We start from the raw sequence: 15,203 nt of genomic DNA on the forward strand, positions 1-15,203 counted from the left end.
ATGTGGGTGCATTATAAGCGCATATTTAATCGTCGAAGTTGTTTATATTATTAGGCTTGAACAGATATCTGCCGGGAAAGGAACGACCTCATTATGATCGTAGGTAAGCATGCATTTTGTGATTTTACAACTATTCAGGAAGCTATTGATGCATTGGAGCAGCGTCCCTCAGACCAGTGGGAAAAGCTATACATTATGGCAGGTCTGTATGAAGAGGAAGTGCGCATTTATCGTTCTCACCTACACATCATTGGGCTGGGAGAAGTAGAAATTCGCATGAATCGATACGCTCGTGAGCTTGATGAGACAGGAGCCGAGATCGGTACATTTGCTACAGCTACCCTATTTCTCGGTGGAAGGGATCTGATTATTGAGAATCTGATCATATCCAATACAGCAGGACAAGGCGAAGCGGTTGGGCAAGCCGTTGCAGTAACGGCTCACTCGGATCGCACCATCTTCCGTAACTGCTCGTTGAAGGCCCATCAGGATACGCTGTTCACAGGGCCGCTCCCACCGCGTCCCAAGGAACGCACCGTCTTTGGTGGAATTGAACTGAAGGAGTTCCATCAGCAATATAGACAGCTCTATCAGAACTGCTACATTGAGGGTACTGTTGATTTTATTTTCGGTGGAGCGACAGCTTATTTTGAGCATTGTGAAATCCGCAGCCTGAGGCATGATCGTAATCATGCAGGTTTTGTAACCGCCGCATCGACACCGCAGGGACAGGAGCATGGCTATGTCTTCAATCAGTGCTATCTGACGGGTGAGGCTGATATAACTCCAGTATTTCTAGGCAGGCCTTGGCGTGAGTACGCCAAGACGATATTCGTGGATTGCTTGCTGGATAGCCATATTGACCCGAGAGGCTGGGACAACTGGGATAATCCGGCGAACGAAGAGACTACTGTCTATGGTGAATACGGCAGCAAAGGACCTGGTAGCAATAGTGCCGCCCGTGTCGGCTGGGCGGCCTGTGAAGAGCTGAATGAGAACCAGGCAAGCACCTTCCGTAAGGAAGCTATTTTCGACGAACATTTCTGGAAGCAGAGAGGGGAATAACGGCATGATGGCACGGAGATGGGAACTGGGAATAGGATGGTTCGGCGCCATCGTCGCATTGGTATTCATGGGGGGGTTCTCGGTGGTCATAGGACAGATGTCGCTGGAGACCTTCGAGACGTCACTGTACCCCATGCTGCGTGAAAATAATACGGCGGTTACTTTGGAGGACAGCTATGAGGCCTTGCGGACACTAGGTGCGTGGTTCGGTACGACCGTCACCTTCGTCCTGATTCTGGTTGTCTTCGCAAGCTATAGCCTGGGACGCAAGGGACGGTATGTAATTGCAGCCGTATTGTATGGTCTGGCTGGCTTGTTGATACTGCTCGGCACGCAAATGTTGGGCTTTCCGATAGCTTTCCTCTTCTTCGTATCCGCCATCCTGTGCATCTGGCGTGGCAGACAACAGGCTCAGAACTTATGAAAAGGAGATTGTATACACGATGACACATCTGATCCAAAACCCGATTCTAAGAGGCTTTAACCCAGATCCCAGCATTCTGCGTGTGGAGGATACCTACTATATTGCTGTTTCCAGCTTTGAGTGGCTGCCTGGTGTACGTGTGTACTCCTCGCAGAATCTAGCTGATTGGGAGCATTGCACCGATATTTTGACCGATCAGGTAGACCTGCGTGGCAACGCAAAGAATTGCAGCATCTGGGCGCCTCAGCTAAGCTATAGTGACGGATTGTTCTATCTCCTCTATACCGATGTGAAGAGCACCAAGCGACCGTTCAAGGATGATCATAATTTCCTGATTACAGCTCCGTCGATTACCGGACCATGGTCTGAGCCTATCTACCTGAATAGCAGCGGCTTTGATCCGTCCTTGTACCATGATGAGGATGGCCGCAAGTGGCTGCTGAATGCCTTGTGGGATTACCGAATTACGGAGGGGAACAAGTCGAGTGGTATTGTCATGCAGGAATATGATGCAGATGCTAAGCAATTGGTTGACAAGCCGATAAAGCTGTTCGATTGCACGCCGCTCAAGAAGACAGAAGCCCCGCATATTTACAAGCTGAATGGCTATTATTATCTGATTACTGCTGAGGGTGGAACTGGAATTGGGCATTCCGTAACAGTTGCGCGCTCCAAGGAATTGACAGGTCCGTATGAGGTAGATCCGCTCAATCCGATGCTGACCTCCAGTGACCGACTGGATTGGCCCTTGCAATGCGCCGGTCATGGCAGTCTTGTACAGACACCTGGTGGTGAGTGGTATATGGCGCACTTGTGTACTCGCCCGGTAGAAGGTAAGTATGCTATTTTGGGGCGGGAGACTGCGCTACAGCAGGTATATTGGGATGCTGACGGCTGGCTGCGCCTGACGGCAGGTGGACATACCCCACAGCTTGGAGTTCCTGCACCACAAGGGGTGGAGGTGAAGCCAAGAGAGGATGGACATCGCTTCGAGGACCACTTCGACGGCCCGCAGCTTCATAAGAACTGGAACACTGCCAGAATTCTACCTGATGAGAGCTGGTGCTCCCTCAAGGCACGTCCTGGCTACCTTCGTGTCGTGTCTGGCGAATCTCTGCAAAGTCTGTTCCGTCACCATCTGCTGGCAATTCGTCAGACGGACATGGAATTCCGGGCTGAGACAGCAGTAGATTACAAGCCGGATAGTTACCTGCAGATGGCTGGGTTACTGTTATATCTCAATGATGATAATTATCTTTATGCCTACATTACACATGACGAGCAGCATGGTTGTGTGTTGCGCAAGCTGAAGTGTGAAGCAGATACGTTCTCCCTTGTGCCGGAGATGATTCCGTTGGATGCGGATAGTACAGTTGAACTGGCTGTAGAGGTCCATGACACGGTTGGACAATTCTATTATAAGCTGAGTGAAGAGGAAGGCTGGAAGCCACTGTTCGGAGAGGAGAATATCAGCTTCTTGTCAGGGGGCTTCACAGGAAATTTCGTCGGGATTGCAGTACATGATATGCAGCAATTCAAGGGTAGCTATGCGGACTTCTCGCATTTCAGCTATGTTGGATCGTAGTTGATATATCGTTATCAACTTATTTTCTACTAATGGCAAGGTACCGATTTGGAGGCTGTCCCAGAAAGTCATGAAATGGCTGTTTGGGGCAGCTTTCTTTTATTTGCGTAGGATGTCCTTTAAAAACACAATAAAGAAACCTCTCTTCTAGTGAATTGGAAGTGTGGCCTACCATTTCAAAGGAGAGGTTTCTTTGTACATTCAATTTTGGACCAACCTTACTAGCTGTACTAAAGCAGGCAGATCAGCTATTGATGCATTCAGTCGCTAATATTCATCCCGATCACGAGGATTTAAGGATGAAGGAGTATGATCAGGCTTGGTATGGCCGAATTCCTCCGATAGTTCGTGCAGGGACTTGATTTTACCATGGGGATGAATGGCTTCTTTTTGCTGCTTCCAACGGTTCTCCCGTCGACTCTTGGAACTGCTCATAATCAGCCTCCTTTTTGCTGATAGTATGGAGCACAGCGAAGGCGATTATGCACTTGATACGGAACAGATATAACAAAAGAAAAGCCCGCAAGGAATGCGGACTTTCATGGATGAGTCCTTTATTTAGAACAGGCATATTATTCGTTAATTCAGGCTAACTTTGACGAATACAGGAGGTAAGCATAATTTGTACTAGTTATGACTTAAGATCGCATGATGACTTAATATTGTATGATGACTCAGGGTCACACGTTTTCACATTTATTGAAGAATTATCTCGGCTAACTGGTTCTTCTCCGCGTCCGACAGTAACTTCTCCGCCATAGGGAATAATATCGTCTCTTCCTTCATGAAATGCGACACCAAAATTTGTCGTGCGGCTACGGCATGGGAAGCAATTTTCATTGCAGCCTCAGCAGCGAGAGGAGCATCCAGCTCATCGAGGGTATCCGTGGCCGCCAGGAACAGGGCGAGCTGCTCCTTGGCTTGGTCATGCTCATATTCCATGACGGCAATTGGACCATTTTCACGACCGATATAGGTAGCCATCATAGGAAAGAGGAACCCTTCCTCCACTTCCGAATGACGGTGCAGACGCGCTGAGAAATCTTTAATTTGCACACGAAGGCGCTTTATCGGCTCATGCCAATTCTGTATTTGATCATCCTCCCCGACAAGTGCCGCTGCAGCTGAGAATTCATCCATCTGTGCACTTAGCGGCTGATGCTCCAGCTTCAGCTGCGCCAATGGAGGGCATAGCAGGACGGGCTCTCCGTTCAATAGACTGCTTGGACAAAATTGGCCATTCGGTTGCATAGTATTCACTCCTTAGATTGGTTGGCAAGCTTATTTCGTGTATTTGAAGCCGCGGGTTCTTCCGTCACCGAAATAATTGATGTTATGGACTCTGGAAATGAGTAATCCGCCATCTGCGGTCACATAATCTTCTTCCAGGCAGCGTCCCTTAATTCTGGCGATCAGATTCGTAATCCCACCGAATTCTTCTCTCTCGATAACCTCTGTCAGACTGCACTCAATGGAGATTGGACATTCCTGAATAAGAGGAGCATGAACTACAGTCGATGCAACAGGTGTCAATTGTACAAAGTCGAACTTATGGCAATCATGCCCGGTATGGGCGCCGCAGTAATCCACCTCATCCTGTAAGGATTGGTCAGGCACATTCACTACAAAATCGCGAACTTCCTTAATCTGCTGTACGGCATACCCCTTGCTGTTGAAGCCAAGAACCATCATATCCTTCAGCGTATAGGAGGAGGAGATGGGAGTTACGTTAGGTACACCATTTTGATCATAGAAGCTTACGAGTATTGCAGGAAATCCGTAATACATTTTTTCATAATTGACACGAACCTTGCTCATCATAATTCCTCCAGTACATAATTAATTTATTCAGATTCAATAGTCTGACTGGCGTCTCCACCAGGCGGAATCATGGGATAGACATTCATTTCTTCAGTGATATCGAACTCCATCACCGCAACTCCATGCCTCGATAAGGCCTCATCAATAATTCGCTCTGCTTCTGCATAAGAGCTGGCTCGATAGCCTGACGCACCATAAGATTGAGCCAATTCGATAAAATTGGGTGACGAGATCTTCACGGATGAATAGCGCTTGTCGTGAAATAATTGCTGCCATTGTCTGACCATCCCGAGATATCCATTCTTCAAAATGACGATTTTCAGATTGAGGTCGTAGTCTACTGCCGTTATAAGCTCCTGTACATTCATCTGGATACTGCCATCACCGCTGATACAGACAACCTGCTGCTCCGGACAAGCCATAGCTGCCCCAATCGCTGCAGGTAACCCATAGCCCATAGTACCAAGGCCGCCAGAGGTCAAGAAGGAGCGCGGGCGGGAAAAGGGATAATGGTGTGCCGTCCAGATCTGATGCTGACCCACATCGGTCGCCACAACGGCTCGTCCTTCGGTCTTGGCATGAACGAGCTGAATGACCTCCTGCGGCTGAAGCACTCCTTCGCTTGGCTTAGGAAGGGAGGGGATTCTCTTGGAAAAGGTGTGGGTATGCTCGTTCCATTCCTTCCAGGAACCCGCAAGCTTGCTTTCCAGTAGCCCTCCAAGTACAACATCAACAGAGCTGTGAACAGCCAGGTCTACCTGAACGTTCTTATTTAGCTCCGTCATGTCAATATCGACCTGAATTTTGTAGGAATGAGGTGAGAAGGCCTTGGGATTGCCGGACACCCTGTCGCTGAAGCGTACACCCAGACATAGCAAAACATCCGCCTGCTGAATGGTCTTGTTGGCCGCGACGGTGCCGTGCATGCCGACCATGCCCAAATGTAGAGGATGGTTCGTTGGGAATGCTCCCAGCCCCATCATGGTGGAGGTAACAGGAATGTGTGCTTGCTCAATAAGGGAGATCAGTAGCTCGGAGGCTGCCTCAGACATACATCCTCCTCCGATGAGCAGGGCAGGACGGGAGGCATGGGTCAGCTTGTTGACGATGGTACGGACGTCCTTAGCAGTAATGATGGGATCGGACTTGTAGCCTCTTAACAAGGCAATGGATGAGAGGTCTTCTAATTCATAGTTGCCTGGTGCTTGGGCTTGCATGATATTCTTGGGCAAATCAATTAATACCGGACCCGGGCGTCCTGTAGTGGCAATATGAAAAGCGCTCTGTATAATTCTTGGCAGGTCCTGTACATCCATAACCATGAAATTATGCTTGGTGATGGACATAGTCATGCCGTAGATGTCGACCTCCTGAAAGCTGTCCAGACCAATTAGCTGTGAAGCAACCTGACCTGTCAGAATCACCATGGGCACGGAATCCATATAAGCTGTTGCTATTCCAGTGATTGCATTGGTCGCTCCGGGTCCGCTGGTGACAAGTGCGACACCTGGCTGTCCCGTAACTCGTGCATAACCATCGGCGGCATGTACCGCAGCTTGCTCATGTCGGACCAGCACATGCTGAATGGATGGACTCTCATACAAAGCATCGTATACTGGGAGCACCGCGCCCCCAGGGTATCCGAAGATAGTTGTTATTCCTTGTTCGATTAGTAGCTCAATGAGCAGCTCTGCTCCAGTCACAGTAGCACCCCCTATTATGTATTAGAGTAGCGCAACCAAAAATAAACAAAGTGATTCGAATCACTTCTTGCCAAAAAACAGACAATACTTCGCAAAGATATGGATGGGAGAGAAGAGGGCTGCTGTACACATAACAAGAAAATAATGCTTGCTTTCTTGCTAGAGACAGCGTATAATCTAATTTATCGGGTTTGAGAAAACTTGATCATATGCGGTCGTGGCGGAATTGGCAGACGCGCACGGTTCAGGTCCGTGTGGGCTAACCCCCGTGGAGGTTCGAGTCCTCTCGACCGCATCAACTTAACAATGAACGAGCTCTTGAGTTTCCTTTCGTGGAGATTCAGGAGCTTTTTTCATATTCGGATGCTGCTGATTATTTGAAGTCGCTCGGCGCAAGTGAAGTCATCTCTCGCGAGGATGTCGCCGAAAATAGCAGCAAGCCGCTGTTGATTCTGTAGGCGGTCATATGCTCTCAGCCATTCTGAGCAAAATCATGTATTGAGGTTCCGTTTTTCTGAAGCATTAGAATATGGGATCATTAGTTTAAATGATGGTTCTCCGTCCGCAGTCCAGGCACCATTTGGCGGTTTTAAAGAAAGCGGTTTGGGACTGTTGAGGAAATGGGACATGCAGCTGCATTTCTTGCCTCCAAGGAGGCTGGCTTCATTACAGGACAAACAATTATTATCGACGGAGGACAGAGCTTGCCCGAATCTTCTCTTGGAGATTTTTAGGAGGTTCGAGTCCTCTCGACCGCATTGATCTTAACAATGAACAAGCTCTTGAATTCTCCCATGTGAGATTCAGGAGCTTTTTGCGTATTGGGAACATGCAATGCGGCTTAGAACATGCAATGCGGCACTCATTTCACATTACATTAAGGTTATATCAAATCGGGATTAAGAATGTCTTGTTACACTGCAACGTGAACATAATGAGAGAAAGAGGAGAGATGTTAGATGAGCATGTGGCGAGCGTTGCGTGCCAAGACGGCTGCTGCTTTGGGAATCATATTGCTGGCCAGCACAATGGGAGGGGGGAATGCGCTGCAAGGCGCGTCTGCCGCCTCCTTGGAGCCGGGGCCGCAAGACCCGGAAGAAGTAGGCAGGTTTCTGGATGAGTTTTTTGCCCAACCGGAGATAAAGAATAATATGGCCGGGGCCGTGGTTATTGTAGCCAAAGGCGATGAATTGCTGGCGAAGAAAGGGTACGGTTATGCAGATATCGAGCGGAAGCTGCCGGTAGATCCTGACCGGACGGTATTTCGGATCGCTTCGATCTCGAAGGTCGTGACCGCTACGGCGGTGATGCAACTGGCGGAGCAGGGGAAGATTGATCTGAACGCGGAGCTGTCCGCCTACTTGGGAGGAGTTCGAATCCCGAACAAGACGGATGTTCCGTTGACGATGAGACATTTGCTGATGAACAGCACTGGATTCGAGCACGGGGACACATCCGAGTTAATGACTCAGGATTTGCAGCGGGAAATTCCCTTGAGGACCTTTGTTCAGGAGCATGTGCCTACGGTAATCCGAGAGCCAGGGCGGTACTATCGCTACGACAACTTGGGCTTCACGATTCAGGGGTATGCGGTCGAGCAAGTGTCGGGCGAGCCGTTCGACACATACGTGCGCGATCATATTTTTAAGCCTCTTGGTATGACGAGCAGTGATTTCCGGCTAACCCCGCAGCTGACGGAGCGCTTGGCCGTTCCCTACAACGTGGAAGGCGAGCCCATTGCCGCCTACACAACCGTTCCGACCGTGCTTCCTTCCGGAGGTATGCTGTCTACCGGCTCGGACATGGCCCGCTTCATGATGGCCCATCTGAACGGCGGTAAGCTGGGAGATGCGCGGATTATGCAAGAAGCTACCGCTGCGGAAATGCATAAGCCCCAGCTCGCCATCCATGCGAAGCTGTCGAATATGGCGTATGGCTTCGAGTACGCCAATCAGCAAATTTATAACGGACGCAACGTTGTGGAGAAGGGCGGAGACATAGACGGCTATCACAGTGATATGTGGCTATTGCCCGACGAGAAGGTCGGCGTGTACGTCAACGTGAACAAGGATTTCGACTTCCGTGGCCCTCTGTTCGAAGCCTTTATGGATCATTATTATCCGGAGAAAGGGGCCTCTGAGACGCCGCTTGCGCCTTCGCAACAATCGCTGGCGAAATTTGAGGGCGTCTACGGCGATTTGCGGAACCGGATGTGGACGACCCGTATTCATGCCGAAGATGGACTGCTGATCGCGACTGATCCGCTAGGCAAGCACACACTTCGCGAGATCGAGCCAATGCTGTTCCGTGATGAGAACGGCGTAAAGGCAGCTTTTACGTTAAACGACGATGGTACGGTGCAAGCCTTCTACTACGATCAGAAGTCAGACAGCTGGTCGCTGAGATTACCTGAGCCTCGGCAATATTCGGATATCGATTCGGATGATCCATATGCCTCTTACATCTATCACCTGCGTCAGTTGGAAGTGATCGGCCAAGAGGGCGGAGAGACGCCGTTTCAACCCGACCAGACGATCTCCAGAGGCGAATTAGTCGGTTGGTTCATCCGCTGGACTGGACTTCCTTCATCCGAGCAAACGCCGGTGTTCACCGACATTGCCGACAGCCCCTACAAGAAGGAAATTCAAGCTGCCTACGAATTCGGGATTATCAAAGGATCGGGAGGCGGCAAGTTCAAGCCGCTGGAGCCGATTTCCAGGGAAGCGGCGGCAATGATCGTGTGGAACATGGCGTCCGCCTATCTCTATGCGTCTCCACTAAAAGAAAATCTTGGCGGAACGACCGATCCGTGGGCGACTGAAGGAGTTCAGTTCGTTGTGGCGAAAGGTTTATACGGGCCGGAAATAGCCAAGGCTAGCGACGGTACGGTCGATTACCGATCGAAAGAACCTATGCTGCGGAAGGAAGCTGCCGCGCTACTATCGACGTTTGCGGATAATCTATACTAAAATATATTGCGGGCCCCCTGTTCGTGATTTATGTAGGACAAACGGGAATTTGTTATAGGTAGAGGTGAGGTTTATCAAATCTATTTTGATCATCGACGACGAGAAGGAGATTCGGGAACTGCTCGTGATTTATCTCGAGAATTACGGCTATGCAACTTTCGAAGCCGGGAACGGGAACGAAGCGCTGGCGCTCTTCCGGCGGGAGCGAATCGATCTTGTCCTCGCGGATATTATGATGCCTGAAATGGACGGATTTGAGCTGCTCAGAAAAATGCGGCAAGACTCCCGCGTCCCCTTTCTGTTTATTTCCGCCAAATCCGACGATATGGACAAAATCAACGGACTGCAGCTCGGCGCAGACGATTATGTCGGCAAGCCTTTCAACCCGCTTGAAGTGGTCAGTCGGGTTCAGGCCCTATTCCGACGTACGGAAGCATACGCATTGCTGGAAAATCGGGAACGGGAGTTAATCGAAATCGGCGACATCAGACTGGATTTGAAGAGCTTCAAGCTTTACAAAGGCGGCGTGCATAAGGAAACAACATCCTACGAGTTTAAAATTCTGGCTTTGCTGATGAAGAACGCCGGCCGAGTGTTTACCAAAGCGCAGATCTACGAACAGGTGTGGGGGGAAGAATATATGGGGGATGAAAATTTGGTGATGGTCTATATCAGCAAGATTAGAGACAAGATTGAAGATAACGCAAGGAAGCCCGTTCACCTGATTACGATCCGGGGACTCGGGTACCGATTTGAAAAATGAAGCCTGATTCCTCACGCAAGCGGCAGTTAAAACGCCTGTTTCTGGCGAATTATTTGTCGATTGTCGGACTGGTGCTGGTGGTCATCGTATTGTCGCTGATCATTATGGATGTTCTGATGAACCAGGTTATCGACCGAAGCCCGGACTTTAAGCAGATTGATACATCCGAACTTTACGGACCTGACGGAAGCCTTAATGGAGATTGGCCCGCCAAATATGGCGGATGGCTAGAGCTGGTAGATGGGGAGGGGACCATCGTCGCCGTCAAAGGGGAGAAGCAGGACGAGATCGCCGCATATCGCGACAACCGCCTCTTTGCTCAAATGGACACATTCCGCAATGACGATTCGATTAGCTACCATGCGTATTCGGTTGAGAGGAACGGGGAGCGGTATATCCTGTTGTGGAAAATTCCGCTGCCGTACAACAAATTGTTGCTCGCGGTGATCATCGCCATGATTTTTTTTATCATGCTACTCTTCGTTGTCCTTTATTTCTACACGCGATATTCTGTCCGGCAAATGAACAAACCACTACGGCAGATCGTTGAAGGTATCAAGGAGATGGAGAAGTTTCGCTACGAGAAACGGTTGGATTTTTTGGCAGAGAAGGAATTTGCGGAAATTCGCGACGCGTTTAACGATATGGCCGCGCGGCTGGAGCTCGCTGCTGCGGACAAAGAAGCGGTCGAGCAAAATAAGAGAAACCTGTTGCTGCATTTATCTCACGATCTGAAGACGCCGATGACGACGGTTTTGGGCTATTCCCAGCTTTTGTTGGATAATCCGCAATCGGATGAAAGCAGGAAACGCCAATATATCCAGTACATCCACGATAAATCCGCCTATATGGGCAAGCTGATACAAGACTTGTTTGAATTGGCGAAGCTGGACGACGACCAGTTGAAGTTGAATCTGACAAAAGTGAATTTGACCAAATGGCTTCGGCAAAGGATCGTGGAATTTTATCCGGAAATCGAGCACAAAGGTTTTCGGCTGCAAGCCGATATTCCGGAGACGCCGCTGTATGTCAGGATGGACCCGATGCAGATGGACCGCGTGGTTGCGAATTTGATCGGCAATGCGCTAAAGTATAATTCGTCCGGAACGACGCTTTATGCATCATGCGAGGGAAAGGACGGACATGCCGTGCTCTGGATAGGGGATGACGGTATCGGTTTTCGAGAGCAGGAGAAGGAAGGGCTGTTTGAGGAATTTGTGCGCGGCTCCGCTTTGACCAAGGATGGCACAGGATTGGGGCTGGCCATATGCCGCAAAATTATCGCCCGTCACCAGGGCACGATCGAGCTTGTGACGGATAAGCGTTACCCGGCGCTGTTTCGAATCACCCTGCCTTACGCAGACGTCCGGGATTCATCCTGAGTATGCAGTATATTGCTGGGTAGCCAGTTGTTGCAGCTTTTATAACCAGACACAAAGAAGCTTCCACAACCATTTTGCATGTAGGTTTGGAAGCTTTTTTCTGTTTTTGACTTATGGGACTTCCCCGGTTTCAAGAGTGATTATATCTGTTTTCCGAGGATGAGCGAGAAATATTCTATATTTCTTATTAAAAAGTTTTTATTTTCATGGGCTGTATTTTGGATTTGGCTGTCCATATCTTGTAAGAACGCGGCCATATTTGAGGTGTCTGCACTTTCAAACCGGTTGTCGATATCCGTGTTTTTCAAAACCTTATTCATATTGTCGATTTCAGCGCGATACTCATTTAACCATTGCGGGTTCTGCGCCAGTTTTTGATTAAAATCCATCATAATTCCCGTAAAACCTGCGCCGCTACCGCCATTTAATCTATCCTTGAGGGTCTCGGTTATTTTACGAGCAGATTCTGGATCATATTTCTTCATCAAGTAATCCATATCGACATAATCATCGGGCGCACCGTCAGGTTTGCGATGGAGATACATATAGCTTGCTTGACCGCTCTCCGGATCGACCGTTCTAGTCTTGGCATAGGCTGCGATCATACCCATTGTGCTCAGGAACTTCTCCGCTTCGTCGTCTGTCATGTAATTATCCGCAATATACTTCGCCTGAGACAGCCCACTCTCAAGCAACGTTGCCCTTTCGCTGTCATCCGAGACGGAGCCATCGGGCACAAAGTTGCGGGTAATTAAGAAATTTACGGCTTCTTCCACCTCAGGCGGTTTTCCGTTAAGCACTTGGCTTAAGGAAGAATCAATTTCGGCAGTAAAAAACGGTCTTATTGAAAGATTGTCCTTAACCACGCCCACAGGCAATTCCCGGCCACCTGTCCCGGCGGCAAGCTGCCTGGCTGCCTCGCTTATTTCTACACTATCGTGTTTTGGAAGAGCAAAGCCTGCTTCTAGTTTCAGTTGGTTGTCATCTCGATTTTGAGTGTAGAGTCTTGGGGTCGATGAGATAACATTTCCTTCGATTTTCATGCTATACCCCCTCACAATATTTCCATTAAATATAAATATATCGCGATATAAATAAGTATCGGCATGTTTCCCCATTTCATTAAAATCGCAGGTGTTATTCTCCAGACATGAAGCGATAACCAATTCCCGGCTCGGTTATGATCCATTGCGGTCTGGTGGAGTCCTCCTCCAGCTTCTTGCGCAAATGGCCGATGTAGATACGCAGATAGTGGCTGTCTGATTCATTATGCTGACTCCCCCACACCTGCTGTAGCAGCTGCCGCTGTGTGACGACCTTCCCTGCATGAGTAGCCAGTACCTTGAGCAGCTCATATTCTGTTGGTGTCAGCTTAATTCGTTCATCACGCAGCTTGACGATGCGCTGGGCAAGATCAATGGAAAGTTCTCCTGCTGTCAAAATTGGTTCGTGTGTAGACTTGGCCATATGCCTGAGCGCCACACGGATGCGTGCGACCAGCTCCCCCATCCCGAATGGCTTGGTTACATAATCATCAGCTCCGCTATCCAGCGCAGCAATCTTGTCCTCCTCTCTGTCCTTGGCCGTGAGGACAAGGATAGGCACATTCGACCATTCCCGAATCCCTGCGAGGACATCCATACCGGATCTGTCCGGCAGACCGAGGTCCAGCAGGATAATATCTGGCGAGGTCAATGTCGCCTGTCGCAAGCCATCCTCTCCTGTAGCCGCTTCACTGACTGCATATTGATGGGCCTGCAGTGTGACCTTCAGCAGCTTACGGATCTGTGGTTCATCGTCAATGATTAGAATTCGTGCTCCTTGCTCTTGCGTGGTCATTCTTCTTCTGGCTCCTTTCGCGAGTCTGTACGTAGCTGCATTGTTGGCCGCTCAGGCAGAGTAATCGTAATGGTTGTCCCTTGTGGCTCATGGGGCCCAGCTACAATCGTTCCCTCATGCAATTCAGCGATACCTTTGCTGATGGCCAGCCCCAAGCCTGTGCCTGTAATTGGCATGGCTCGCTCCGAACGGTAGAATTTATCGAAGATTCGTTCATATTCCTCCTGCTGGATTCCGATACCGTGATCCGAGACCATGATAATAACTTGTTCAGCCTCTAATCGCACCGAAACGATAATTTTGCTGTAATCCGGGCTGTACTTTATAGCATTGCTGATGACATTGACCAGCATTTGCTCCAGCAGCACTTCATCACCTAAGACCAGGATGGGGTCGCCCTCGGGTAGCTTGACTACGAGCTCACGATGCTCCTGATCGCCCTTGACCTGGGACAGCATCACACCGATGATATCCTCAATGTCGCACCAGTTCTCTCGTAGACGCAGCATACCACCTTCAAGTCGTGCCATCCCTAGCAAATTCAGCACTAGACGATTCATGCGCAGGGCTCCGTCTCGAATTGTCATTAACAGTTCTGCACGATCCTCCTGAGAGAAGAGTCGCTCATTCTCAATTAGTCCTGTAGCCGAGCCGATAATGGCCGCAAGTGGGGTTCGCAGCTCATGCGATACTGAATTCAGTATGGCTGTGCGCAGGCGCTCTGACTCAGCTGTGATGTGAGCAAGCCTGGCTTCTTCCGCCAGCTTGATTCGCGCAATGGCACTGGAGATCAATCCGCCAAGTCCCTCAAAGAGATGAAAATATTCATTGCTGCTCCCGACAGCTGCTTCTTGTGACATATACAATGCCAGTACACCAAAGGGACCACCTTCTGTTTGTAGAGGTAGCATATAGCCTAACGATGTATCTGAGTCGCGGGGGGACACTGCCGAGGCTTCTCCCGTCACAAATACGTTTTTGGCGAGTGCTGCCTCAGCAGAAATCGACCCGTTGTCTGCTGAGGGAGCCAACGGGTAGACAAGAACGAGCGAACTGCTCGACTCTGCTAGGTACACAACTGTGTCTATCTCAAGGCTACTATGCACGTGCTCAGCAAATTGGGCCAGTAAGCTGGACGTATCGTTCGTCGTGCCCAGTTGCTTGCTAAGGGTATACAGCGCTGCAGTGTGTGCCTCTCTCTGAGCGGATATACGAATTTGCTTATTCAACTTGGCCGCTAGCCCAGCTGTAAGAGCGGCTACTGCAAAATACACTCCGAAGGTAACCAGATAGTGCGCATCCGATACGGAGAAGCTCGCAAGTGGGGGCACGAAAAAGAAGTTAAAGGCCAGCACGCCCAAACAGGCAGCATATATTGCTGCAGACAGGCCCCATATTGCGGCATTGACAAGTACCGGCAGCAAGTAGAGTAATGCAATACTCACCATCTCGACTCCAAGCTGCTGTAAGATAACCGTCATGATTGTCATGCCTAATGTGGTCCCTAGATACGGGCCTGATTTTATCCAAAATCGAAATCGATGCTGTGCAGACAAGTTATCACACCCTGTTCCTTGTTCGATGCATTCTCACTTTAGGTTACTGTAAAAAAGGAGTAAAAGATATCATTCCAGGGTGTAAAAATTTCATAA

The 15,203-nt window shown here is 49.4% G+C and carries 14 protein-coding genes, 1 tRNA gene and 2 pseudogenes; 10 read left to right on the plus strand and 7 right to left on the minus strand.

The annotated features are described in order from the left end of the window. Window positions 1–93: 93 nt before the first annotated feature. The 3 genes from K331_RS0123075 to K331_RS0123085 are packed head-to-tail and all read left to right on the plus strand — an operon-like array spanning window position 94 to window position 3,074. Complete coding sequence (locus K331_RS0123075) at window positions 94–1,065, plus strand: pectinesterase family protein (protein ID WP_028592095.1); 972 nt, start codon at window positions 94–96, stop codon at window positions 1,063–1,065. Window positions 1,066–1,069: 4 nt separating this feature from the next. Continuing rightward, window positions 1,070–1,489, plus strand: coding sequence for a hypothetical protein (locus tag K331_RS0123080; RefSeq protein WP_028592096.1), 420 nt, complete (start codon window positions 1,070–1,072; stop codon window positions 1,487–1,489). A gap of 19 nt (window positions 1,490–1,508) precedes the next feature. After that, window positions 1,509–3,074: a glycoside hydrolase family 43 protein gene (locus K331_RS0123085; protein WP_028592097.1), complete on the plus strand. Its 1,566-nt coding sequence runs from the start codon at window positions 1,509–1,511 to the stop codon at window positions 3,072–3,074. 267 nt (window positions 3,075–3,341) lie between these two features. Here K331_RS0123085 and K331_RS33150 read toward each other — a convergent pair whose 3' ends face one another. From K331_RS33150 to ilvB, 4 genes are all read right to left on the minus strand, one after another. Further along, window positions 3,342–3,509, minus strand: a complete 168-nt coding sequence (locus K331_RS33150; protein ID WP_018885992.1) for a DUF6254 family protein — start codon at window positions 3,507–3,509, stop codon at window positions 3,342–3,344. A 261-nt stretch (window positions 3,510–3,770) separates the two neighbouring features. After that, window positions 3,771–4,325: a hemerythrin domain-containing protein gene (locus K331_RS0123095; RefSeq protein WP_051289984.1), complete on the minus strand. Its 555-nt coding sequence runs from the start codon at window positions 4,323–4,325 to the stop codon at window positions 3,771–3,773. Between the two features lie 30 nt (window positions 4,326–4,355). Continuing rightward, complete coding sequence (locus K331_RS0123100) at window positions 4,356–4,895, minus strand: flavin reductase family protein (RefSeq protein WP_226383674.1); 540 nt, start codon at window positions 4,893–4,895, stop codon at window positions 4,356–4,358. A 23-nt stretch (window positions 4,896–4,918) separates the two neighbouring features. After that, the gene (ilvB, locus tag K331_RS30300) at window positions 4,919–6,598 is read right to left on the minus strand and encodes a biosynthetic-type acetolactate synthase large subunit (RefSeq protein ID WP_051289985.1); all 1,680 of its coding nucleotides are present in this window, start codon (window positions 6,596–6,598) and stop codon (window positions 4,919–4,921) included. Between the two features lie 211 nt (window positions 6,599–6,809). On the opposite strand from ilvB, the gene K331_RS0123110 reads away from it, so the two are divergent. The 7 genes and pseudogenes from K331_RS0123110 to K331_RS0123135 all read left to right on the plus strand — a co-directional run bounded on the left by K331_RS0123110 (window position 6,810) and on the right by K331_RS0123135 (window position 11,712). Next, window positions 6,810–6,893 (plus strand) — tRNA-Leu (locus tag K331_RS0123110). A 37-nt stretch (window positions 6,894–6,930) separates the two neighbouring features. Beyond that, a complete protein-coding gene (locus K331_RS33005) occupies window positions 6,931–7,056 on the plus strand; it encodes a hypothetical protein (RefSeq protein ID WP_264177770.1) in 126 nt (41 codons plus the stop codon). Between the two features lie 55 nt (window positions 7,057–7,111). Next, window positions 7,112–7,207 (plus strand): annotated as a pseudogene (locus tag K331_RS32025) (aldehyde dehydrogenase family protein); the annotation flags it as partial. After that, window positions 7,195–7,332 (plus strand): annotated as a pseudogene (locus K331_RS31685) (SDR family oxidoreductase); the annotation flags it as partial. The pseudogenes K331_RS32025 and K331_RS31685, both read left to right, overlap by 13 nt. 225 nt (window positions 7,333–7,557) lie before the next feature. Beyond that, window positions 7,558–9,567 carry a serine hydrolase gene (locus K331_RS0123125; protein WP_028592100.1) on the plus strand — a complete coding sequence of 670 codons (2,010 nt, stop codon included), beginning with the start codon at window positions 7,558–7,560 and terminating at the stop codon, window positions 9,565–9,567. A gap of 73 nt (window positions 9,568–9,640) precedes the next feature. Beyond that, complete coding sequence (locus K331_RS0123130; RefSeq protein WP_028592101.1) at window positions 9,641–10,330, plus strand: response regulator transcription factor; 690 nt, start codon at window positions 9,641–9,643, stop codon at window positions 10,328–10,330. Then, window positions 10,327–11,712 (plus strand): HAMP domain-containing sensor histidine kinase, encoded by a 1,386-nt coding sequence (locus K331_RS0123135; protein ID WP_028592102.1) that lies wholly within the window; start codon window positions 10,327–10,329, stop codon window positions 11,710–11,712. Before K331_RS0123130 ends, K331_RS0123135 begins: the two co-directional genes overlap by 4 nt. Before the next feature lie 140 nt (window positions 11,713–11,852). Here K331_RS0123135 and K331_RS0123140 read toward each other — a convergent pair whose 3' ends face one another. The 3 genes from K331_RS0123140 to K331_RS30305 all read right to left on the minus strand — a co-directional run bounded on the left by K331_RS0123140 (window position 11,853) and on the right by K331_RS30305 (window position 15,041). Beyond that, window positions 11,853–12,755, minus strand: coding sequence for a hypothetical protein (locus K331_RS0123140; RefSeq protein ID WP_028592103.1), 903 nt, complete (start codon window positions 12,753–12,755; stop codon window positions 11,853–11,855). Window positions 12,756–12,849: 94 nt separating this feature from the next. Then, a complete protein-coding gene (locus K331_RS0123145; protein ID WP_028592104.1) occupies window positions 12,850–13,551 on the minus strand; it encodes a response regulator in 702 nt (233 codons plus the stop codon). After that, entirely contained in the window at window positions 13,548–15,041 is a 1,494-nt protein-coding gene (locus tag K331_RS30305) for an ATP-binding protein (protein ID WP_051289986.1), read from the minus strand. The genes K331_RS0123145 and K331_RS30305 overlap by 4 nt, the downstream gene beginning before the upstream one ends. Window positions 15,042–15,203 lie beyond the last annotated feature (162 nt).

This window comes from Paenibacillus massiliensis subsp. panacisoli DSM 21345 (assembly GCF_000426545.1).
GTDB lineage: Bacteria > Bacillota > Bacilli > Paenibacillales > Paenibacillaceae > Paenibacillus > Paenibacillus panacisoli.

Coding starts and splice junctions, on each gene's coding strand:
- K331_RS0123075 (WP_028592095.1), top strand. CDS start 94: ATGATCGTAGGTAAGCATGCATTTTGTGATTTTACAACTATTCAGGAA.
- K331_RS0123080 (WP_028592096.1), top strand. CDS start 1,070: ATGATGGCACGGAGATGGGAACTGGGAATAGGATGGTTCGGCGCCATC.
- K331_RS0123085 (WP_028592097.1), top strand. CDS start 1,509: ATGACACATCTGATCCAAAACCCGATTCTAAGAGGCTTTAACCCAGAT.
- K331_RS33150 (WP_018885992.1), bottom strand. CDS start 3,509: ATGAGCAGTTCCAAGAGTCGACGGGAGAACCGTTGGAAGCAGCAAAAA.
- K331_RS0123095 (WP_051289984.1), bottom strand. CDS start 4,325: ATGCAACCGAATGGCCAATTTTGTCCAAGCAGTCTATTGAACGGAGAG.
- K331_RS0123100 (WP_226383674.1), bottom strand. CDS start 4,895: ATGATGAGCAAGGTTCGTGTCAATTATGAAAAAATGTATTACGGATTT.
- K331_RS0123125 (WP_028592100.1), top strand. CDS start 7,558: ATGAGCATGTGGCGAGCGTTGCGTGCCAAGACGGCTGCTGCTTTGGGA.
- K331_RS0123135 (WP_028592102.1), top strand. CDS start 10,327: ATGAAGCCTGATTCCTCACGCAAGCGGCAGTTAAAACGCCTGTTTCTG.
- K331_RS0123140 (WP_028592103.1), bottom strand. CDS start 12,755: ATGAAAATCGAAGGAAATGTTATCTCATCGACCCCAAGACTCTACACT.
- K331_RS0123145 (WP_028592104.1), bottom strand. CDS start 13,551: ATGACCACGCAAGAGCAAGGAGCACGAATTCTAATCATTGACGATGAA.
- K331_RS30305 (WP_051289986.1), bottom strand. CDS start 15,041: ATGACAATCATGACGGTTATCTTACAGCAGCTTGGAGTCGAGATGGTG.